Annotated in this window: 13 protein-coding genes and 10 pseudogenes; 10 read left to right on the plus strand and 13 right to left on the minus strand. The window is 48.4% G+C overall.

Annotated elements, in window-relative coordinates:
- Window positions 1-14: 14 nt before the first annotated feature.
- Window positions 15-840: pseudogene (locus LPQ25_RS27330) on the minus strand (ABC transporter ATP-binding protein).
- Window positions 841-1057: 217 nt separating this feature from the next.
- Window positions 1058-1275: pseudogene (locus tag LPQ25_RS26480) on the minus strand (GTP-binding protein); the annotation flags it as partial.
- Window positions 1276-1538: 263 nt separating this feature from the next.
- Between LPQ25_RS26480 and LPQ25_RS26485 the strand changes: the two are divergent.
- The 6 genes and pseudogenes from LPQ25_RS26485 to LPQ25_RS26510 form a co-directional block, all read left to right on the plus strand.
- Window positions 1539-2507 (plus strand): IS5 family transposase, encoded by a 969-nt coding sequence (locus LPQ25_RS26485; RefSeq protein WP_004225014.1) that lies wholly within the window; start codon window positions 1539-1541, stop codon window positions 2505-2507.
- Between the two features lie 111 nt (window positions 2508-2618).
- Window positions 2619-3185, plus strand: a complete 567-nt coding sequence (locus LPQ25_RS26490; RefSeq protein ID WP_004902370.1) for a type I-E CRISPR-associated protein Cas6/Cse3/CasE — start codon at window positions 2619-2621, stop codon at window positions 3183-3185.
- A gap of 2 nt (window positions 3186-3187) precedes the next feature.
- Window positions 3188-4150, plus strand: coding sequence for a DEAD/DEAH box helicase (locus tag LPQ25_RS26495; protein ID WP_004902373.1), 963 nt, complete (start codon window positions 3188-3190; stop codon window positions 4148-4150).
- A gap of 143 nt (window positions 4151-4293) precedes the next feature.
- Window positions 4294-4617: a hypothetical protein gene (locus LPQ25_RS26500; RefSeq protein ID WP_004902375.1), complete on the plus strand. Its 324-nt coding sequence runs from the start codon at window positions 4294-4296 to the stop codon at window positions 4615-4617.
- Window positions 4618-4765: 148 nt separating this feature from the next.
- A pseudogene (locus LPQ25_RS26505) lies at window positions 4766-5454 on the plus strand (IS1 family transposase).
- Between the two features lie 10 nt (window positions 5455-5464).
- A pseudogene (locus tag LPQ25_RS26510) lies at window positions 5465-5731 on the plus strand (IS3 family transposase); the annotation flags it as partial.
- A 69-nt stretch (window positions 5732-5800) separates the two neighbouring features.
- On the opposite strand, the gene LPQ25_RS26515 reads toward LPQ25_RS26510, so the two are convergent.
- Window positions 5801-6454, minus strand: coding sequence for a class I SAM-dependent methyltransferase (locus LPQ25_RS26515; protein WP_011251259.1), 654 nt, complete (start codon window positions 6452-6454; stop codon window positions 5801-5803).
- Window positions 6455-6996: 542 nt separating this feature from the next.
- Between LPQ25_RS26515 and rmpA the strand changes: the two are divergent.
- From rmpA to peg-344, 4 genes and pseudogenes are all read left to right on the plus strand, one after another.
- Window positions 6997-7628 (plus strand): annotated as a pseudogene (gene rmpA, locus LPQ25_RS26520) (mucoid phenotype regulator RmpA).
- A gap of 55 nt (window positions 7629-7683) precedes the next feature.
- On the plus strand, window positions 7684-7806 hold the full coding sequence (gene rmpD / locus LPQ25_RS26525) for a mucoid phenotype synthesis protein RmpD (RefSeq protein ID WP_213034833.1): 123 nt from the start codon (window positions 7684-7686) through the stop codon (window positions 7804-7806).
- Window positions 7807-8158: 352 nt separating this feature from the next.
- Window positions 8159-8559, plus strand: a pseudogene (gene rmpC / locus LPQ25_RS26530) (mucoid phenotype regulator RmpC).
- 72 nt (window positions 8560-8631) lie between these two features.
- On the plus strand, window positions 8632-9534 hold the full coding sequence (peg-344, locus tag LPQ25_RS26535) for a DMT family inner membrane transporter PEG344 (RefSeq protein ID WP_004213613.1): 903 nt from the start codon (window positions 8632-8634) through the stop codon (window positions 9532-9534).
- Window positions 9535-9676: 142 nt separating this feature from the next.
- Here peg-344 and LPQ25_RS26540 read toward each other — a convergent pair whose 3' ends face one another.
- From LPQ25_RS26540 to LPQ25_RS26585, 10 genes and pseudogenes are all read right to left on the minus strand, one after another.
- Window positions 9677-9898: a hypothetical protein gene (locus LPQ25_RS26540; RefSeq protein ID WP_004213615.1), complete on the minus strand. Its 222-nt coding sequence runs from the start codon at window positions 9896-9898 to the stop codon at window positions 9677-9679.
- 72 nt (window positions 9899-9970) lie between these two features.
- Window positions 9971-12131: pseudogene (gene iroN / locus LPQ25_RS26545) on the minus strand (siderophore salmochelin receptor IroN).
- A gap of 459 nt (window positions 12132-12590) precedes the next feature.
- A complete protein-coding gene (gene iroD / locus LPQ25_RS26550; protein ID WP_004902400.1) occupies window positions 12591-13820 on the minus strand; it encodes a catecholate siderophore esterase IroD in 1230 nt (409 codons plus the stop codon).
- A 104-nt stretch (window positions 13821-13924) separates the two neighbouring features.
- Entirely contained in the window at window positions 13925-17569 is a 3645-nt protein-coding gene (iroC, locus tag LPQ25_RS26555; protein ID WP_011251260.1) for a salmochelin/enterobactin export ABC transporter IroC, read from the minus strand.
- A gap of 142 nt (window positions 17570-17711) precedes the next feature.
- Window positions 17712-18827 (minus strand): salmochelin biosynthesis C-glycosyltransferase IroB, encoded by a 1116-nt coding sequence (gene iroB, locus LPQ25_RS26560; protein ID WP_004213623.1) that lies wholly within the window; start codon window positions 18825-18827, stop codon window positions 17712-17714.
- Window positions 18828-18923: 96 nt separating this feature from the next.
- Window positions 18924-19138 (minus strand): annotated as a pseudogene (locus tag LPQ25_RS26565) (IS110 family transposase); the annotation flags it as partial.
- A gap of 38 nt (window positions 19139-19176) precedes the next feature.
- Window positions 19177-19821 (minus strand): IbrB-like domain-containing protein, encoded by a 645-nt coding sequence (locus LPQ25_RS26570; protein ID WP_004213626.1) that lies wholly within the window; start codon window positions 19819-19821, stop codon window positions 19177-19179.
- Window positions 19806-21038: a phosphoadenosine phosphosulfate reductase gene (locus LPQ25_RS26575; RefSeq protein WP_004213628.1), complete on the minus strand. Its 1233-nt coding sequence runs from the start codon at window positions 21036-21038 to the stop codon at window positions 19806-19808. The genes LPQ25_RS26570 and LPQ25_RS26575 overlap by 16 nt, the downstream gene beginning before the upstream one ends.
- A 142-nt stretch (window positions 21039-21180) precedes the next feature.
- A pseudogene (locus tag LPQ25_RS26580) lies at window positions 21181-21387 on the minus strand (IS66 family transposase); the annotation flags it as partial.
- 107 nt (window positions 21388-21494) lie between these two features.
- Window positions 21495-21701, minus strand: a pseudogene (locus tag LPQ25_RS26585) (IS3 family transposase); the annotation flags it as partial.
- Window positions 21702-21787 lie beyond the last annotated feature (86 nt).

The raw sequence follows: 21787 nt of genomic DNA on the forward strand, positions 1-21787 counted from the left end.
TCTCGGAAAGTAATTTATACATAATGCGGAACTTCAAAAATACGCAACGCCTTTCCTGTATGGGGATGCGGTACGGTAAAACTGGTCAAGCCAAAAACGGGATAAAGGTATTCTGATACCAATACCTTCTCCGGTGTGTCACAGATCACTGATTGCCCCTGCGACAAGAGGAGAACACGGTCAGCAAATGATTCTGTCAGTGTCAGATCGTGCAACACCGCCACGACGGCAATCCCCTTGTTTTTTACAAGGGAAAGCAGTTCCTCGCGCCCGGGAGGATCGAGATGATTGGTGGGTTCATCAAGCAATACCAGGTCGGGCGTCTGTGCCAGTACCCGTGCCAGCGCCGCTCGTTGTCTTTCGCCGCCGGAAAGCGATAAAAGTGACCGCCTGCGTAGCCGTTGTAATCCGGTTTCTTTAATGGCATTTGCTACAATCGCGTCATGTACATTACGCGGTACATCCCGGCATGAGGGATACGCCCCAGCGCTACATAATCCTCAAGGGATAATCTCGTATCAGGTGTATCATTCTGGGCCAAAACAGCAACCAGCCGGGCTCGCTGTTGACGGGATAAAGCAGACATAGAACGGCCCCGCAGAAGAATGTCCCCTTTAGATGGGTCAGTTCCTGACTAATCGCTCTCACGAGGGAAGTTTTACCGCTGCCGTTAGGCCCGATAATGGCCAGACATTCTCCTGCTTTGACCGCAAAATGGACGTCAGAAAGCAACGTCCCGCCGTCTGGCCGCAACAGAGAATGAATATTAACGCTGAGAATACTTTCCAGCGTATCAAAATCATCTTTTTCTGTCAGATTACTTACGGTATTGCGCTTCATGGTGTTCCTTCTTGATTTCTATACTGGCAATCAGGACGCCGCCGACATCCTGTCCGCTCAAATCGTTCACGATGACGCACATCGAAATTGTGGTTGAGGTGTCTGCATTAACAAATTTTTAACCGCATGTTTTTACTAGGACTAAGAAAACCATTCAGGATCGTTAGCGGCTCTCTCTTCATTTGCTTCACTCAGTAGATTGGCCATCCCGGTGGTATTCGATCAGAATACGGTCAAATTTATCGCGGCGGTACATCAGACGACTCAGGATATGAATCAAATCTCCTCGCACCGTGCAGCAGATGCAGCCATTATTCATCTCGAAGACTTCTTCATCTGCATTGATAACCAATGCATCATCTATACAGATTTCACCGAATTCGTTCTCAATAACCGCCCCCACAGGCCGTGCTGCTGGCTGAGAATATTGCTAATTTAATGTTATAACATAACAACGAGTGATTAAGCTAATCTTTATTTAGATTCGGAAAAAATCAGGGCAACAAATCCATTCTTTCTGCTTTATCTGCCACTCCAGGATGGTTCATCACTCTGGGTTAACTAGCCCGCTTAACCGGGAATAAAGCACCAGTATGACCAGCAACAGTTTTTGTAAACAGGCTAACTATCGGACTATTGGGCAGACAATAATTGTGCATGTCAAAGGGCTTTGTTGAATAAATCGAACTTTTGCTGAGTTGAAGGATCAGATCACGCATCCTCCCGACAACTCAGACCATTCCGTGGCAAAGCAAAAGTTCAGAATCACCAACTGGTCCACTTACAACAAAGCTCTCATCAACCGTGGCTCCCTCACTTTCTGGCTGGATGATGAGGCGATTCAGGCCTGGTATGAGTCGGCAACGCCTTCATCACGAGGAAGGCCCCAGCGCTATTCTGATCTCGCCATCACCACCGTTCTGGTGATTAAACGCGTATTCCGGCTGACCCTGCGGGCTGCGCAGGGTTTTATTGATTCCATTTTTGCCCTGATGAACGTTCCGTTGCGCTGCCCGGATTACACCAGTGTCAGTAAGCGGGCAAAGTCGGTTAATGTCAGTTTCAAAACGTCCACCCGGGGTGAAATCGCACACCTGGTGATTGATTCCACCGGGCTGAAGGTCTTTGGTGAAGGCGAATGGAAAGTCAGAAAGCACGGCAAAGAGCGCCGTCGTATCTGGCGAAAGTTGCATCTTGCTGTTGACAGCAACACACATGAAGTTGTCTGTGCAGACCTGTCGCTGAATAACGTCACGGACTCAGAAGCCTTCCCGGGCCTTATCCGGCAGACTCACAGAAAAATCAGGGCAGCCGCGGCAGACGGGGCTTACGATACACGGCTTTGTCACGATGAAATGCGCCGCAAAAAAATCAGCGCGCTTATTCCTCCCCGAAAAGGAGCAGGTTACTGGCCCGGTGAGTACGCAGACCGCAACCGTGCCGTTGCTAATCAGCGGCTGAGCGGAAGCAATGCACGGTGGAAATGGACAACGGAATATAACCGTCGCTCGATAGCGGAAACGGCAATGTACAGAATGAAGCAGTTGTTGGGAGATTCACTGACGCTGCGTGACTACGATGGTCAGGTAGCGGAAGCTATGGCCATGGTGCGTGCGTTGAACAGGATGACAAAGGCTGGGATGCCAGAAAGCGTGCGTATTGCCTGAAAATCCAGCCAGCTACAGGGTCGTTCGCACGAAATCTTATTTATTCAACAAAGCCCCGACTGATCCCCATCAACGCCTGAGCATTTTGCACCTCTTGAAAAAGGTATAACCATGATTTACTACGATAATGCGTTTCGGTTGCGTATCCGTCACACAAGTGTTTACCAGATCCACCAGCACCTGGATTTTTTCATGCAGGAACGTAAGGGAGAGAAGCTGCCGTACTCTTTTAAAATTTTTCCCGGTACCGGGGATGATTCGTTACTCCTGGTCCGCACAGCTACAGCTCTGGAGTTGCCTGGGGAGAAAAAAAGAGAGCTTATTCTCTCTGAGGGCCATGAAATCAAGTTCATTACGTTAATGGCCATCTTTCATAAAGGAACAAAGTCAGAAGGCCGTGGCCGACGCCAGTTTGCTCCATCTGAAGAGGCTAGTTATCAGTTGGCCCTCACCAAATTAGCGAAGGCTGGGTTTAAACCCGGTCAAATCGTCGTCAGTGGCCCGAAATTCGTCCATATCGACAAAGGAAATGCTGGACGTGGTTTTACGCTACCCGTATTCACGGTACAGGGTACCGCCATAATCAGCAATCAACAGGAAGCTGAAGTGGGAATCGTTTATGGCGTAGGCCCTAAACGCGTATTTGGTTGCGGTTTCATGCATCTGGCGGGGCAGTAGTCATGAATACATCAGCGGTATTTGAGTCTGCCGGATTGTCGTTACGTAAGGTCCAACAGGATTATATCGAGGCTGCAGCTGGTGCACTGACTCAGGATCATAAAGTTGCACTGATTAGTGCTGAAACAGGTGTAGGAAAAACGCTGGGCTATCTGGTACCGGCGCTTCTGATTCTGCTGAAAAACCCTGAGGCAAAATTTGTGATTGCCACGAATTCTCATGCACTGATGCACCAGATATTCAGAAGCGATCGTCCTCTCCTTGAACAGATAGCTGAACAATGCGGCATAAAAGTTACTTTTTCCCGGCTTATGGGGAAAGTAAATTACGTATCCCTGGAGAAAGTACGTGGACTGTTACTCATGGACGAATTTACCGATCTGGATACGGTTAAGGTCCTTGAAAAACTCGCTAACTGGTCAAAACCTCTGGTTGAGTTTGAAGAAGAGTATGGTGAACTGCCAGCGCAGATCACGCCAGAGATGGTCACCTACTCCATCTGGGATGATATACAGGACATTGATGATATTCGCCTGAATGCTCTCAGTGCTAACTTTATTGTTACGACCCATGCGATGGTAATGGTCGACTGTATGTGTAATCACCGCATCCTCGGTGACAAAGAAAATATGTACCTCATTATTGATGAGGCAGACATTTTTGTAGATATGCTTGAGGTCTGGAAACAGCGGCGCTTCAACCTCAGAGAGTTGACTAGTGCGTTCAATGAACATATTCCACGTAATGGCGTGCATGTCATCGACCAGTTAATGAACGACGTGACTTCGATAGCGGGCGATCTGCATTTTTGTAGTACGCCTGCAGCGGTTGCCTTGTTTGACAATAGCTTTAACGCCTTATCAAAGGTAGGGCGGAAAATAAAAAATGAAGCGGCCCGGAAAGCTTTCTTTGACTGTATCTACAGCAGGGATATGCTCGGATTGTCCGGGGGCAAAAGGGCGTAGGCGTTTCCAATAAACGTCGTGAACCAGCCCTGATCGCTGTAAACCCGTTTATCGGGATGAATGTGGGCAGATACTGCACTCAGTGGCGTAGTGCGTTACTGACGTCGGCTACCCTCTCTATTACCAGTACCCCAGAGACCGGAATGGAGTGGTTATGTAAAGCTCTGGGGTTAACCAGCGATACGATTTCAATCAGGAAAATATTCTCCCCAGACGTCTATGGCTCAATGAAGCTGACCATCGCCGGTGCTGATTTTCCAAAGGTGTTCGATGACCCGAAAGAACAGATATTTTCAGGTCAATGGTTAAAGGCAGTAGTTGAACAACTGTCCTGTATTCACGGGCCAGCTCTGGTATTAACTGCCAGTCATTATGAAACCCGGATGGTTGCCAATCAGCTGGGTGAGGTCTCGCAACCAGTTTATATTCAGAAAGCAGGTCAGGCCCTGTCAGAAATTATTAAATAGTATCAGGAGAAACCAGGGATTCTTATTTCTGCCGGTGCTTCTGTTGGTGTGAGCTCACGAGGCGAGGAGACGGCACTGTTTTCAGGGAGGAGATCAATGCCTCTAATTAATTGAATTGATGTATGATGCGTGCTTTTGAGGTTTGTTCATGACCAGCGTTACCGTTCATTGCCCCCGTTGTCAGTCTGACCAAGTTTTCCGCCACAGGCAGAGCCCTAAAGGCCGTGACCGGTTTCGCTGCCGCGATTGCTACCGCGTGTTTCTGCTCACTTATACTTATGAAGCACGCAAGCACGGCGTCAAAGAGAAAATTACCGAAATGGCATTCAACGGAGCCGGCGTCTGTGATACCGCAAGGACACTCAAAATCGGCATTAACACCGTTATTCGCACTTTAAAAAACTCGCGCCACGACGAGTAACCACATCTCCGGTTGCTCATGCCGATGTGGCGCTCATCTGCGAACTCCACGAGCAATGGAGGTCGGCAGCAAAGCCCGGTAGCACTGGCTCTGGTACGCGTACAACACGAAAACAGGTGGTGTGCTGGCCTATACTTTTGGGCCACGGACCGATGCAACCTGCAGTGCGCTGCTGGCTCTGCTCACACCGTTTAATATCAGCATAATAACCAGCGATGACTGGGAAGTTACGCCAGAGAGGTGCCGAAGGATAAGCATCTGACCGGCAAAATCTCTACTCAGCGCATTGAGCGAAACAATCTGACGCTGAGAACCCGAATCAAACGCCTGGCTCGCCGACCGTCTGTTTCTCACGCTCTGTTGAGCTGCATGAAAAAGTCATCGGGGCCTTCATTGAAAAATACATGTTCTACTAATTAGATGCACTACCAGATGGCGTATTATCAGAAGCGACTTAAGGGCAGCGGCCTGAAACAGAGCATGTCAAGAAAGAGAAAATGTCACGACAATGCAGTAATGGAAAGCTTCTTCGGTACGCTAAAGATTGAATGTTTTTACCTGAAGGAACATAAGAATATCAGCTAGTTGCGCATGGCTATAGATGAGTACATCCACTATTACAACCATGAAAGAATAAAACAAAAAGGCCTGAGTCCGGTAGAGGACCGAACCCAAGCCCTGTTAGTCGCTTAATATAAACTATGGGATCAGTTCACAAGGTGTTTTTTAAAAAAGATAAATCCAGGAAAAAATGATAAATAGCTATTTTTTTCCATGCGCAGAGAACATTGCGACAGCACCTTTCACAATGACATCAATATTTTTAAAATAATGAGAAAGCATTTTTTTTAGTTCTTCTTCTGAATCACTAAAATTAGAAAAAATACCTTTTTTGTTATAAATTTGCAACAGTTTTAACGCAAAACTATTATGCCTTACCTTATCACCAAGTATGGTTGCTCCGTAAAGTATTCCACCTTTAGTTAAGGCGGCCTTCGCGTTTTTTATGACAATTCTTTTATCTTCCATTGTTCCTGGTAGACAATGGATGAGGTAATACATTGATATGGAATCAAATTTTCCATGAAGTTCCTCTGGGTAAGATTCAAATACATCATGCCTAACTTTATAGTGTATTCTATCTTCCCCTACTCTTGCCGATGCAGCTTTCAAGCTGGCAGGGTTAAGATCCATGAGGGATATATTATAGTGAGCAGGGATTTTAGTGAGATAATAACCAGTACCAACGCCAATATCTAGGTGGTTAGGACTTAAGTTTTGTAAAAAATAAGGAATTAAAATATCCTTTGTTGAACAATTCCATGCGTAACTATTCGAAATGCAAAGCACCCACCAGTCATATAGTTTCAGAGTTAATGGAGTGTAGATCTTCGTCCCGTTATCAGTATTACTCATTGATTGCACCTTATACAGTTATCATTTGAAATTAAATCAAAAAATGGGCCGGATATCAAGGAGAACAATATATTAATTTACTTTGAGGGTATTTAGCCTGGATCATGTGGTCGGATCAATCGCCAAATAACTCCCAAGCACCAACTGTTACACTAGTGGTAATCTGAACATATTTTTCAGAAATCTAATTACCATGGTTATTATAGAAACAGACAGTATTACTAAGCGAATTGTTTTTTGCGAAAGTATTTATTTGATAAGGATTTTAAAATAAGTCCTAAACTCGCCCCTCCCCACACATCTTTAATCGTGAATTATTAAGCAAACTGACAAAATAAAGGGGGGCGGGTTAAAAAAAAAGATCAATTAATTGCAAACACGCAAAGACAAAAAAAATGACTATTTACCGTGATTGATTGAATTTTTATTCATTAAAAATTGTAACCAACGACTTTCAAGAGAAATGATTCTCTGTTGTTTTTTTTTTTAATGCTTATAAAATATTTTTGGATGAATATTGATGGATCAGAGTTACTGTTTCTATGGAAAAATATATTTACTTTATATGTAACAAGGATGTAAACATAGTGTTGACTGATGATTATTTTTTTTATTATGGCCTAAAGCAGTTAACTGGACTACCTCTGTTTCATATTACATATGAAGGAGTAGTTAATAAATCAATAGCAATTAAGCACAAAAGAAACATAAGAGTATTGGTTGACAGCAGGATTTTTTATTCAGGGAAATGGGGAGGGTACAAAATGTTAAGGGGATCATTAAATATGATAAGCCAATGGATGTGGCTTGACGTTTCGGGGGGGGGCGGTTTTATCCTAAAGGGTGTGATTATGACATCTATGTTAACATGCAAGGAAATGTAAAAAATAATATTGAAAAACTATATTTTGCATTCTTAAAGAAAAATGTTAGCCGAATTGTAAACCATTATCCACGGCTAACAAAAAAGGAACAAGCAGTGCTGCAATGCCTACTGAAAAATGGGGGCATTAATGAAATAAAAAGTCAACTAAAAATTGAAGAAAAAACGCTATCATGCTACCAAAGCAAAATAACAAGAAAATTTGGCTGCAAAAGGTACATAAGGTTTATGTATCTTTACAGCCTTAATAAAGAAATGGTTGATGAAAGATGGCTCATGCCAAGTATTTAGGTAAAAAAGGGGAGGGGATGTGAAGGAACTCTTTTATTTATTTATTGCTTTTTTTTTGTTTTTTTTGTCAGTTTATAATTCATATTCTTATATTTCAGACAGAAGAAAAATAAAAAGAATCTTCCGCTCGCGCAGAAAAGCGATGAATAGACGCAAAAAAAAATTCAAACTATTATAGAACTATACTCACGTTCAATAAATGATATCAGCGCGATATATAACTCATGCCAATTTCAGTTGGCAGATAAGTACGCATACTGCATGCACCATTTATGTATAAAACATCTATCAAATATGTCAAAGCATAGTGTCACTATACATTATAATGCATCTCCAGCAAATGAGAACATATAAAGAAAGAAGGATCAAGGTAAGAAATAATGAAATTGTGTGTCGTTACAAATAATAATTATTTCTTTGCCGGCATGGAACATATTTTCTCAGAGGTTCAATGCTGTCTTTGTAGAATATCGAGTTATGATGTATATGCATGCACTCCTAATTCAAACGTAATCATTTTATTGGATGGTGTGAATCACAAAGTTTCGATAAAAGAGTATAGCTATCTAAAAAAAATAGGTTTACCTGTTTTTTTTATTCTGAACACAAACTGTAATGTTAATTCCACCCTCATCGGAATTAACATCATTAACGCACGCGAGGCTATCACTATTTTAAAAGATAGAATGATTTCTCTCTTTAATGGGGGGGGCAGCTTGATTATAAACCAATAAATTTGACAAAGAAGGAGTCTTTTATTCTTAGATTATATATAGATGGATTATCATTAACACAGATAAGTGAAAAAACAGCCATTAGAAAAAAAACACTTATAACTCACACACGAAATATTCTTAATAAGACCGGTGTAAAACACCATAATCACCTTAATATTTTAAAAAACATCCTTGGCATACATTTGGCTCATTAAGGATGGTATAGCTTTTTGTTTCCAAAGATTTGTGCGTTTAAAATTACATACTTTATTAATGAAGGGGAATGAATGCGTAGAATTACTATATTTATATTATTCCTGTTAGTTGCTGTAACTTGGGGAACCACGTGGTTAGCTATGAAGATTGCTCTTGAAACTATCCCTCCAGTCTTTGCTACCGGGATGAGATTTTTATTTTCCGCTCCATTATTAATCATTATCGCATGGGTAAAAAAAATACCAATTTTATTTCCTGTTGGCCAGCGTCTATTTCAACTTGCAATTAGTATGTTTTATTTTGCCATTCCTTTCTCTCTAATGATTTATGGTGAGGTTTATGTAAACCCAGGACTTGCCGCTATTATATTTGCAAATATGCCGGTGGCTATTTTAATAGCATCATTTTTATTTTTGAATGAAAAAACAAACTCAATACAGATTACTGGACTAATTATCGCATTAGCTTCACTTTCGTTCATCCTCATCACGGAGGCGCGGGAAAGGACAGAAAGCCAGTGGACGGGAGTTATTGCCCTTTCTTCTGCAGTAATAATTCATGCCATAGTATATACTCAATGTAAAAAAAGATGCTGTAAAGTCTCTGTTATATCGTTTAATGCGTTACCGTGTTTTATAGCTGGGGTTATTCTTTCGCTGGTGGGGAGTATCTTTGAGAGGCCACAATTATCAGCTTTATCTTTACACTCTACATTAGCAACAATGTATTTAGGCTGTTTTGCTGGAGTTTTTGGGATACTGTGCTATTTTTCTCTGCAGAAAAGGGCTAGCGCTTTCCAGGCTTCGCTCGTATTTCTCATCTTCCCTCTAATTGCAGTAAGCTTGGAAAGTTATATATATGGGAAAACCATATCAACATACTCAATCTTACTGATTATCCCCCTCGTCATTGGAATACTTATCACACTTATCCCCAAAAAAACTGTCGTTGATAAAAACAAAATGAATAGCTGAAAATATAGTGTAGATAACAATTTTATGAAGTAAAATAATGTTCTTTTAAATTTATTTGTTATCTGCTAATTTGCTTCCCTGCGCTGAAACTAGCGCAGAGGAAAATTAAGTTATATTTAACTTGCGGATGCGATGAGGTTTATTAACCTCTAGCACGGTTCAAATATTTTTTTATCTCAAGTAACTCATCTCGCGAGTTTGAAAATGCCAGCGGCCTAAACCCATTATCCTTTCCTTCAAGAAAACAATTGCAACTTTCGATTAAAAACGCATTGGCTTTCTGTATATTGAATTCCAACAAAGATTCATTATAAAGAAGAATAAAAAAATCATCCTCAGGGTATTGAAAAAGCTTTTTATCCATAATCGATCCTCAAGATTTTATATAACATCAGTTATATCTTGCTTAGTCCTAATAATTACGATCAGAATGAAACTACCGCCCCACATAATAAGCCCGCCCTGGCTCATTATAGGTACTAGCACCTTCTGAAGTTCGGTAGATCTGCTTATCGAGGATATTACTGACACCGATGTTAAGACGAAGATTTTTATTAATATCGTAATTGAAGTTCGTTCCCACCAGAGAATAAGCCCCAAGACTTTACCTGACATGCCGCGAGTATCTTCACTTCGACTTTCCGCATGGGTACGCGGTTTTTGTCTGCCGTATAACGTCCAGTTGACGCTGGCGGAAAACGCCTGGGTGATGGTCCAGTCAAGCGAGTTATTAATTGTATATTTCGGGATGATCGACAGTGGGTTACCGGTGTCTTTTTGCTCCGAGGTGATCATCCAGGTGGCATTGGTATTCCAGTTCAGACGATCTTTCACCAGCGGGAACGCCATGCTGGCTTCGATACCGTCAACCAGCGCTTTCCCTCCATTCTGCCACTGGAGGATATATGCGCCTGAAGCGGTTTGCCCGATAGCATTATCCCCGGCCACGATCTTATTCTGGTAGTCATTGCGGAAGTAGGTCACGCTGGCGTAGTAATCTTCCCAGGCGAACTCCAGCCCAATTTCTTTATTGATACTGATTTCCGGATCGAGATCTTTATTTCCTTTCAGGTAGCAGCCGCCCGATGTAATATCTTTTGGACAACCGTTGCCTTTCGAGTAGAGCAGATAACCTTTGCTGGATTGATACAAGTTTGGTGCTTTGAAGGTTCGGGCAATCCCCGCTTTGACTTTGAAGTAATCGCCCAATTCCTGCGATAGGTTCAGGCTGGGGCTGAAGTTACCGCCGGACTCGTTGAGATAATCAAAGCGCAAGCCGGAAATGATATTCGTGCCGGGAACCGGCTCAATATTATCATCAATATACAGCGCACTGATTTGGGAATGGTTTTTACTGCTGCGATCCGCAGCAGAGCCAGAAATGCCGCCTATATCACTGTCATTCACCGTAAGGCTGGTAGAGGAAGGGGCGTCGAGTTTATCTCGACTCCACTCCACACCAACTGTTAGCGTTTGATCGACCGGTTCATTCAGCGGAATATTAATCTCACCGCTGGTTCGCCAAGAGCTCAGGCGATTGGTCGTGAATTTTTCATCCGCCAAAATACGCCCTTCACTGCCGCCGGATAATCCTTCATTCATGCGGTTGTTATTGGTTTTCTCGTAATAAACACCAAAACGACTTTGTCCCCAGTCCCAAATACCATTATGCGCAATGCCATAATTCTGCCGGTAAAGGCGGTTCGTCTCTTTGCGGGATTTCGCTAGGTTTTCAGTAACAGCACTGGAAGAACTGTTTTGCGTATCGCCCGCATAAATATTCCCCTGACGGCTATATCCGGCTTCGAAATCGAGAATTTGCTGCGGATTTAATTTCCACGAAACAACGCCGTTAATATCTTTGTTGCGCACCCCTTCATGCCCGGCCGCGTTTTTCGTACCGGCTGAGGAGTTAATATCCCAGCTGTCGGCATCGGTTTTATTCAGGTTACCGTAGAGGTGCATGGTCAGCGCATCGCCAGCCAGTGGCCCACTAAGGCTGAAGTTGGTGCGATGCGTAGCGCCTTCATCGCTGCTTTCCGGCTGGTTGGTGTATAGCGACAGCGAACCGTGCCAGTCGTTGGAGGGACGTTTGGTAATGATGTTTACCACCCCGCCCGCGGCGCCCGAACCGTAGCGCGCCGCCGCAGGGCCACGGATCACTTCGATACGCTCAACCTGTTCCGGTGGCACCCAGTTGGTGTCGCCGCGGGTATCACGCTCCCCACGCCAGCTATAACGCACGGAGTTGCGCGACGTCACCGGTACACCATCAATTAAAATTAATGTGTTTTCCGGCCCCATACCGCGAATATCGATCTGGCGGTTATTACCGCGTGTACCCGAGGCGCTATTGCCGGTCAGATTGACACCTGGCATTTTGCGAATAATATCGGAGAGGTCGTTGACCGGAGGGTCTTTTTAATATCTTCGCTGGTAATAATCGACACGCCAGGCTGCTGTTTTAGTACTTGCTCTGCGGTGGCTACCACCACCAAGGTCTCGTCGTTATCGTCGTAGGATTTGGCTACTGATACTTGACTATTCAACCCTGCCAAGAGCGCAATTGACGGCCAGAGGATCTTGTTAATTCTCATACCCATTCCCTAATGAATGCTTAACTTAAAAGTGGTTGATCGTTAAGCTCACATCCTTGCCAGATATTTTTTACTGTAATTATTGTTACTATCGTAAGTAATGATAATTATTATCATTTGTGGGGAAGAAATTCAACCCTTTGTGATTTAAGTATTAGGCATAAGGGGCACTGGGCCTGAGTTACGGGGCTGGTACCCGCTAGCTCTGATATCCACTTAGGGTGAATTAGCCCGACGCACTATATGAATATCTTCATTGAAACGAGAAATTTCAGTATTATGCAATACCGTGCTATCAACAGTTTTAGGCTCGTCCTTATATCGTTTCCCCCATCCGTGTAAGTTGCGGGGGCTATATATCTTGTCTAATGCTTACATATAGCGGTCATTCTACACTTACAATAGCCTTACGCCATGAGCCATATCTACACAGATGTCTGAAAGTATTCTCGGGTCAAGTCAACCTTTTAGTAAACCAAGCCCGTCAATCAGTGCGCCGCGCCACCATGCGTAATCGTGACCACCGGTGTAAATTGCGTAATGGCTGTCGACGCCAGCATTCAGCAGACGCTGATGAAGCTGCTGAACGTGCAGTACCGTCGAACCTTCCAGTGATCCCACGCATAGGCGGATACGAACATTCTGCGGTGGGGCAGAAAGCAGATGCTCGCTCACCCATGACGTATCGGTTTCTCTGAATAAGTTTGGCCGGCAGGCGCCTTCCGGCGTCCACCACATTGAAGGGGAGTGGCTGAGCGCCAGGCCGAACGTTTCTGGTGCGTGACGAGCGGCTATTAGCGCGCTGACTCCGCCGAGGCTCTGCCCGGCTAACACTGTGCGAGAACGGTCTGCCCACTGCCGCTGCGGTTGTTCGGCACGAATAGTCGGCAGTAGATGCCTGGCAATATCCGTTATCAGTTCGCTGCGCCCGCCAAGTATCGCATTGCGCTCGTGTTCATCGATGTTGTCGATGCCCATTATAGCTACGGGAACGATGCGTCCGTTGTTTATAGCAACGTCAATTGCCGCGCATACTCCTAGATGATCGAACCACGTTTCACCATCGGGCAGCACCACTAGGCCCAGGGGCTGCAAAACATCAACGTCCGGCATATAAAGCTGAACCCGGCGCGATTGCCCGGCGATAATGCGCGAGGAGGTAAGCAATTGCCCTGTGGGTGAGCCGCCGCTCCATTCGGGCTGGGCGGGGGCTTTATCAAGCGTCAGCACCGATTCCTGTGAGCTTCCCCGAACGCTAATTCTTGGCGTTTTGTTTAGCGGATCGGCGTGCCCGGGGAGAGCGGCAAAGCGGCCTCCGGCCTGTGCAATCCTCTTGGCCGGAGTGCCGAGGGGGATTTCTATCAGCGAATAGGAGCCGCAGTAACTTGCGGGTAAACGCAGCGTTAGTGTCCAGATATCCGTCTCGGGAAGGGGGGTCATCATGCCTTTTGCTACGTGCTCTTTATCCGTTACCCGATTCAGACGCAGATATACGCCCTGCAGAGAGTGCCAGGCACGCCACAGAAAGGTCACTTCACGCTCGTCTTCCGCCCCTTCGACCGGCATCACCAGCGGTCCATTCAGCGATTCAGCGTCGCGCCAGAAGTCAGAAACGTTAGCAATGTGGCCTGCTGCCAGTTGGCTACGCAACCTGGCGATAGCTGAGGGATGTTGTTGCATGTTCAGCATTCACTCTCTTTGAAAATTAAGGAGAACAGTATAAATAGCTAAAGCGGCTGTTCCCGGAGCAGCCGTTTCAGAGCGTGTTTTTTAATGTTTAATGTGCACTGTAACTATCCCGCGATGTCGTGCTGTCGATGTAGCACAGTACTGCCGACACTGTCATGCCATAACTGGTTATAGAGGCCGCCTGCAGCTAAAAGCTGTTCGTGAGTGCCGTATTCAGTAAGCTGCCCCTTATCGAGAACGGCAATCAGTTCGCAGCGCTGCGCGGTGGTCAGACGGTGCGCCACAATCAGCGCCGAGTGCTGCCTGGCGTGCGCGACATCTATTAACGATGACATCAATCGTTCTTCGGATGCGCGATCCAAGCGTGACGTAGCTTCATCGAGTAGCAGGATGTGAGCATTCGCTAATTGCGCGCGAGCCAGTGCAATCAGCTGGCGCTGACCTGCGGACAGATCGGCACCGCCGTTACTCACCGGTGTCCGGAATCCCTGCGGCAGATTGCGTACCGTCTCATACAGCCCAGCCCGCAGTGAAGCAATCTCAACGTCGTCATTGGTGCTGGATGGCCGTGAATAACGAATGTTTTCCGCAATATCACTACTAAACAGCGCCACATCCTGATCGACCACCCCAATCTGGAGACGGTAATCGGCAAGCGAGGCATCATCAATCGTCCGATCACCGATGCTGATACTGCCGTAGGTGGGGGAATATAACCCGGCAATCAGTTTAATCAGCGTTGACTTACCCGCACCACTGCGACCGACGACCGCGACAACCGTTCCCTCGGGGATCGTCAGGGTAAGTTTGGTCAACGCCGGCTCGGAACTGTCGGGATAACTAAACGTGACATCATCAAGATGAAGCGCACCGGTGGCGGGCGGTGCAGAAGAGGGGGTTACGTTCTCAGTGCCTTCGGTCGCCAGCAGTTCATCAATATGTTTACCGCTGGCCGTCGCCTGCTGCCAGGCGTCGACAATCCCTGATAACTGCTGAACTGGTCCGTAGAATTGCCCCAGCAGCAGGTAGAAAGCCGCCATCACCCCGGCGGTCATTTCACCTTCGGCGACCCGCGATGCTCCCACCAGTAGAACGGCGGCATAGGAGGCCTCGGTGCAGAAGGTCAGGAACGGGAAATAGACGGCAAGGTATTTTTGCGCACGCACGCGGGTCGTGCGGAAGCGATCCGATAACGCACGCAGCCGTGCTGCCTCCTGTTCCTGCTGGCCATGCGATTGCACGACGCGCAAGCCGGAGACTTTCTCCTGCAGGGTGCTGTTAACTTTGCCTATTTCCAGCCGCGCCTGCGCATAAGCAGGGGAGCTGAGTCGGCGATAAATCCAGGTTGCCAGTGCGACCTGTGGCACCGCACTTAATGCCGTCAGCGCCAGGAGCGGGTCGAGCCAGAACATGGCGGCGGCGATAGCGAACATCGTCACGAGGCTGGTGGCCGCACCGGCAAGGCCGTTTTGCAGAAAGCGGGCGAGAGAGTCCACATCAACGGTCATGCGGGTCAGACGCGAATCGACATGCTTTTCATGCCAGGGGAGGCCAAGACGCAGCATATGGCCGAAGGTGCGCACACGCACGGTATGCTGGACTGACTCCGCCGCCCTTGCGGCGAAGACCGTCTGCAGCGAATAACAGCTCCAGCTCACGGCTACTAGGCACAGGGCGAGCAGGACGCAGAGGCCGATAGTCGACATATCGCCTGCGGCGACGCCGGAGTCAATGCCGCGCTGCAGCAGTATCAGTACCCCGACGCCTGCCGCCGAATCGAGTGCGATCAACAGGGCGGCGATGACGAACATCCACGCCACGGGCTTCAGCAGCGACGTGACTTTGCGGCCTTTACCGGCCAGCGCCTGCTGTACTGCATTTTCCGGCACGCGAGTCATACGGGCAACAAAGCCTTTATCCCCTGTCTCCGGCGCATAGTCTTGTGCCGCGGGTCCGGTTGGCCACAATTCGTTATTCTCACTGTGGGAAGGCGCGAGGAAATCGCCATCGCCGGTCATAAGCGCACGGAACGCCGGACAGCGCGCTTCAAGTTCTGCCTGGGTTCCAGTATCCACCACCCGGCCCTTATCCAGCATCACAATTCGGCTGGCTAACTGAAGCGTTGAACGGCGTCGGGCAATCACCAGCAGCATATGCTCTTCGTCAGCATAGCGACTCAGCGCGGTGTTGATCTCCGCTTCAGTACCGGCATCGACCGCCGAGGTGGTGTCATCGAGGATCAATACTTCCGGCGCGGTAATGAGCGCCCGCGCCAGCGCGATTCGCTGCCTCTGCCCGCCAGAAAGATTTGTACCGCGTTCAGTTAACCAAGTATCAAAGCCTTTCGGCAGGGCGTTGATAAAATCGCTGGCTCCTGCTGCCGTCGCCGCGCGGTAAATGTCGTCCGCCGTTGCCTGAGGGTGGCCATAGGCGATATTTTCCGCCACCGTACCGGCAAACAGAAAAGCATCTTCAAACACAACGCCTATACGACGACGAAGCGCCTCCAGCCTGAGAGCGCGGAGGTTATGTCGGCCAGCGCTGGTGTTGAGCCATATATCTCCGGCGCTGGGATCGTAAAAACGCGCCAGCAGCATCAGCAGCGTCGATTTCCCGGAACCCGATGCGCCCACTACCGCCACGGTTTCACCGGCGTGCAGGGAAAAGGATACATCGCTGAGGATGCGTCTGCCGCCACGGTAGTCGAAGCTCATATTCTCCAGTTCCAGCCCGACAACCTGACCGTTAACCACCTCCGTCCCGTCTTCCATCTGCGAACGGGTGTCGATCAGAGCAAACACTCGCTCCACGGACGCCTGGGTGCGCTGAGCGATAACCAGAAACGATGCCAGTACGCGGGTTGGCCCGGTCAGCATCGCGAGGAAGCTGGCAAATGCCACGAAGGTTCCGAGATTGATCCGCCCATGTATGATCGACCAGCCGCCGTAGCACAGCAGAACGATTTGCCCGAGCACCGGTAGCGCCAGCATGGTGGCACCTGGTATCGCCTGCGAGATGGCTGCGCCGATGCGTACATGCACAATCTGCCGCGACTGGCGATCCAGCCAGCGCGTTTCACGCAGCTCCGCCACGCAGGATTTCACCACGGAGATCTGCGCCAGCACCTCGCGCATATGTTCGGTGAGATTCGCCAGTCGGTCCGAGGCTAGACCGGTCTGCGCGAAGACCCGACGACGCGCGCGCAGCGCAGTGATCGCTAGGCACGCCAGTACGCACACGACGATGAGTGTCATGGCAGGTGACATCCACAGCATCACGGCAATGCCGGCGATGTAATAAGTGAATACTGCCAGCGGCACCGGACACATCTGCAGCAGGGTATGCACCTGCTGCAGATCGCTGTTGGTCCGGGAAATCACTTGCCCGGTGCGCAGCGCGTCCTGGCCTGCGCCGTCAAGTTTCTGAATGCTGTCGAATGCCCGTCCTCGCAGGGTGTGCTGTACCCAGAGCGAGAGCTCCCCGGCATAACCGCGGCGCACGTAGTTACCGATGAAATCAAAAAAGGCGATCAGCAGTAGCCCGCAGGCCAGCCTCGGCAGACGGGTCGGATTGCCTGCCAGCGCGTCGTTCACCGCTTGCCTTGTCAGCAGCGGTGTCAGCGCGGCCAGCAGAATAGTCGATACCGACGCTACTACCACGATGATGGTAAGTTTCTTACGTTCCCAGCACACGCGTGCCAAGCGAACTATCCAGGACCGCGCAGGTGTGGGAGAGTGAGTCGCAGGCATTAAGCCACCTCCGTCTGTAAAAAATACGATCCGAGCTGGATCGCTCCGAAAAAAAAGCGCCAGCGCGATCCGGTCCCGCATTGTTACGGGCGTATAACTCTAGGATGCGTGCTGGCGTATGATCGTCATGACGGTGTGGTGGCTACCCTTTCTGTACCATCGCGATCAGGTTTTTCGCCACTTCGCTTGGGCAGGGTAGCGTCGCCATTTCCGCCGCTACCTCTTCAGAGGCGTCGCGAAGTGCGCGATTGTCGAGGAAAGCATTGATCATGTTGCTTGACAGGCCGCCGTCGCCGGGGATGATCCCGCAGCCACGCTCGACAACAACGCGGGCATTTACCGGGCGATCAGCACCCTGGCCGAAGACGATCTGTGGAATACCGGCGTGTAGCGCTGTCAGAGTATTGCCTGCGCCGCCATGATGAATGAAGCCATCTGCGCCGTTCAGGAAGGCCCCCATGGGTATCCAGTCGACCAAGCGGACATTTGACGGTAGCGAGCGTAGATCGGACCGCGCATTGGCCGGAAGATGCAGGATAATCTCGGCATCGACTTCACTGGCGGAATCCAACACCCAGGTGATCAATTCAAGGCCGTCGACCATCGGTTTGACGGTGCCGAGACTCACCAGCAGACGTTTACGATCGGGCTTCCTCTCCCACCATGGTTCCCACACCGCGCCGCCGTTGTACGGGACGTACTGCATAGGAATAATGGGTTCGCCGTCGTTTTCAAGAATGCTCATGCTCGGCGGTGCTACGTCGATCCAGGCCATATCGCGCGGTGCGGCCCCGACGCCGTGGCGATGATACGTGTCCGCAAGCGAACGCGTTACGCCTTTGATATGCCAGGGCGTATGGCCGAAGCCGACGGTTTGCATCACGACCGGGATATCGTATTTGGCCGCAATCAGCGGCCCGATGACTCCGAGCGGAGGGTAGATGATGAGATCGGGCCGCCAGTGTCCGGCGAACTCCACCAGGTGGTCGGCCATCTCTTCGCTGAAGAATGAGAAGTTTCCCATTTTGGTGCCGATGTGACTTTCTTTCCGCAGAGCTTCATGGCGGCAATAGCCAGCTTCGGAATCTAAGCCTGGTGCGGCATCAAACGCCACCAATCCCGCCTCTGCTGCTTTTTTGACGAATTTTCCTCCGCTGGCGATCAGCACTTCATGGCCGTTAACGCGAAACGCCTGTGCCAGAGATAGCACAGGATACAATAGCCCATAGAGAGGAGGACCTATAAATAAAATACGCATAAGAAAATCCCTCTTTTAACGCTCCTGTATACTATGGCAGGAAACCAAAAAACACAGATGATAATGATTATCATTTGTGTTTTGATTTTGCAATGGTAATAGTTTTATTTGGGATGCAAGTGCCGTTGCCATCAATGCATTTGCCTCGATGACAGTTTTATCTGTGGTCAGGGGAATAGCGCTGGCAATACTTGCAAGCCGCTGTTCGGTATATGCAACAGCAGGACCACCTTTAGCATTCATAAAATGACGGACAGTATCGCTGCTAGCCCGTTTGAGTTGTTGCAGACTCTCGGCCAGCGAATGATTACAGTCTCTTTTTGACCACAACAAACCATATTTAACAGAATCAGCGAACCGTCCATGCCGGACTGAAATCCTCTTCCTGAAACAGTTCTGTCAGTCCGCTAATCTGTTTCAGCCTCAGCACTTCATCTTGGTCCATGCCCAACTCAGTGCCAATGCGTTGATCTGTCCAACCCAGACGCGAAAGGTCTCTTACAATATCAGACATTGAGGTTATCTGGTGCTTCCCCCTGGCCCGGTTATGTCGAATGGTAGCAGCAATGCGTGCGGCCTGTCCCTTTCTCTCCGGATTAATACAGGCTACAGGCAGCCAGCCCTTCAGGCGTTTCCCTGTATCTGATTCCCTGCCCAGTAACTGACGATGAAAACCATCCACCACCAGATAATGGCTCTTATCTTCTGACACCACCACCGGTTGTGTGAAACCATCTTTCTCCAGTGACTGCTTCAGCAGTCTCTTCTCACCCGGAGCCATGACATTGGGATTGTAATCGTTGGCCACCACCTCATCCGCTTTCACCCACAGCACACAGTCCACAGGCTCCTGTGCAAAAGGGCTGACCTCATGCAGCACCCTGCGCAGATGATTAAGGGCTTGTATGGTTTCTTCTTCACTTCGTGCCTGACTGAAGTACTGACGAATAATGTTGCTCAGTACCTCCACCTCCGGTATCACAGAATCCCCCATTCCTTTCTCCTTTCCTTCATACGCTGCAGATAACGTTCATAGTGCCGAGGTTTGTTCGGGCTGAAGGAGAGGGACCGGCACCAGAAATCATTCTTTATGAGAGTCTTACAGATTCGTCGCCAGGACGGGATATCCCTGCACCCCAAATCATTCTCCTGTTCATCCGGGATGTCATCCGGAAACCCCTTAGTCTGATACCAGCGCAGGTAGACAGCAATTTTGTTACGGTAATGTTCTGCCGTTCTTTCCGGCATCACATCCAGCAGGAACATCGCGTAACTGCGCCAGGTGTGATGAACTGGCTTTGTGATACGCTTACGCAGAGCAAAATAAGCACCGCTTTCATTGGCATAAAGAGCACCACTGGCAGCCCCGGACACCCGCTCACACATCCTAGCCCAGGTTTCCGGCTCCAGAACATGATAAAGCCACAGTCCTTTACGCTGTTCCGGGCCAAAAGGCTCACAGACACGCATGTCGCGTAACGGCACACCTGCACGGTACATCAAATCATACAGAGGATTGTAGATGGCACGGGTTTTGGCGTTATATATCCAGATATCACGGGATTTCCAGTCATACAACGGGTACATAGTGTAGTAAAAACCTTCAGGCGACGCCGTGGTCCAGGGTTTATCATCGGCATATCTCAGTTTACGCCGGGACACCAGTCCCATAAAGCGGTTAAGGGATTCATCCGCCCGGACACCAATCAGTATTGCCACTGCACACCGGTTTCCGGTAAACCAAGAAGAAAATGCCGGAACAAATTCTTCAAAGGTCATGGCATACCGGTAAAAGGGAAAATATGCCATATCTGTAATGGCATATTCCGGTGGCTGACGAACCCACGCCACACCGGGTTCCCAGCATATCCACTCCGGCTGAAACTGAGAGACACCGTTTACCGTGGTCAGGGGAAGAGCCACCCAGTAAAAGGTGTCCGTCACATCCCGGTACATATCCTGCATCTTCTGAATATGTTCAATGGTGCACTGGTACTGGGCTTCCCAGTCAATGAACAGTACAGAGAAACGGCGTTTTCTCCTGCGGGCCACCTCTGCCACAAGATGGAGAAGCACAGTGGAATCCTTACCACCAGAAAAAGACAAACAGACAGAAGAGAATGTCTCAAACAACCACTCAATACGGCGAATGGCCGCGCACAGGACATTCTTACCCGTCAGGATTTTTTCCGCAGAAAAATCACTGTTCATTCCCCCTCCTCAGATAGCGCTGTATACCCCGGAAAACAGCAGAAATATATTCTCTGAACAGACTCAGAGAGTAACATTCTGATGTGATACAGTGGCAGATGTTCGCAGTATTTAGCTGGGTCTCAACCCGTTCAACCTCAAGACGCAGTTTTTCTATCTGGGCCCACAGATGTTCTACTTCCCGTGCATCTTCTTCGGGCTTTTCTTCGGCATGGGTCAGCACAGAGCGCAGAAAGGCCTCCGTCTCTTCAACCTGACTCAGTTTCTGGTCTTTCTGACGGAGGGCTTCACCCTGCTCAGAGAGCAGCCTTTCCAGCTCAGCGATGCGAATGAGGTATTTCTGACTCATGACCGTTTTTATAATGCGGTCATGAGTTTTTTACAACATTGTCAGTACATTAAGGTGGGGGATTTTCGGGGCCAGCTTATAGAGGTGCATTGTAGTGGATCACAAAATCAAGACACCTGCATAGCCTCTTTCCATTGATTTTCATATTCATAGGGTGATAACCCGCCATTAAATGTGTGGGGGCGATGCTGGTTGTAGTAGTGTATCCAGACGGTGATATCCTGCATCATCTGTCGGATATCACTGTAGCCACCCACCGGTATCCATTCACTCTTCAGGCTCTTGAACACCCGTTCCATCGGTGAGTTATCCAAATACTTGCTGGCACTGGAAGCGCGAAAGTCGCCCTTACTGAAGCCATAAAAAGCTTGTCTAATGTCTCAGGGCGTGAAGCAGTCCC

It is taken from the genome of Klebsiella sp. KPN54798, assembly GCF_021184225.1.
GTDB classification, from domain to species: domain Bacteria; phylum Pseudomonadota; class Gammaproteobacteria; order Enterobacterales; family Enterobacteriaceae; genus Klebsiella; species Klebsiella pneumoniae.

Excerpts from the sequence above, each read along its gene's own strand:
- LPQ25_RS26490 (WP_004902370.1), top strand. The coding sequence starts at position 2,619 with ATGATTTACTACGATAATGCGTTTCGGTTGCGTATCCGTCACACAAGT.
- LPQ25_RS26495 (WP_004902373.1), top strand. The coding sequence starts at position 3,188 with ATGAATACATCAGCGGTATTTGAGTCTGCCGGATTGTCGTTACGTAAG.
- LPQ25_RS26500 (WP_004902375.1), top strand. The coding sequence starts at position 4,294 with ATGGAGTGGTTATGTAAAGCTCTGGGGTTAACCAGCGATACGATTTCA.
- LPQ25_RS26515 (WP_011251259.1), bottom strand. The coding sequence starts at position 6,454 with ATGAGTAATACTGATAACGGGACGAAGATCTACACTCCATTAACTCTG.
- peg-344 (WP_004213613.1), top strand. The coding sequence starts at position 8,632 with ATGCGTAGAATTACTATATTTATATTATTCCTGTTAGTTGCTGTAACT.
- LPQ25_RS26540 (WP_004213615.1), bottom strand. The coding sequence starts at position 9,898 with ATGGATAAAAAGCTTTTTCAATACCCTGAGGATGATTTTTTTATTCTT.
- iroD (WP_004902400.1), bottom strand. The coding sequence starts at position 13,820 with ATGCTGAACATGCAACAACATCCCTCAGCTATCGCCAGGTTGCGTAGC.
- iroC (WP_011251260.1), bottom strand. The coding sequence starts at position 17,569 with ATGCCTGCGACTCACTCTCCCACACCTGCGCGGTCCTGGATAGTTCGC.
- iroB (WP_004213623.1), bottom strand. The coding sequence starts at position 18,827 with ATGCGTATTTTATTTATAGGTCCTCCTCTCTATGGGCTATTGTATCCT.
- LPQ25_RS26570 (WP_004213626.1), bottom strand. The coding sequence starts at position 19,821 with ATGGGGGATTCTGTGATACCGGAGGTGGAGGTACTGAGCAACATTATT.
- LPQ25_RS26575 (WP_004213628.1), bottom strand. The coding sequence starts at position 21,038 with ATGAACAGTGATTTTTCTGCGGAAAAAATCCTGACGGGTAAGAATGTC.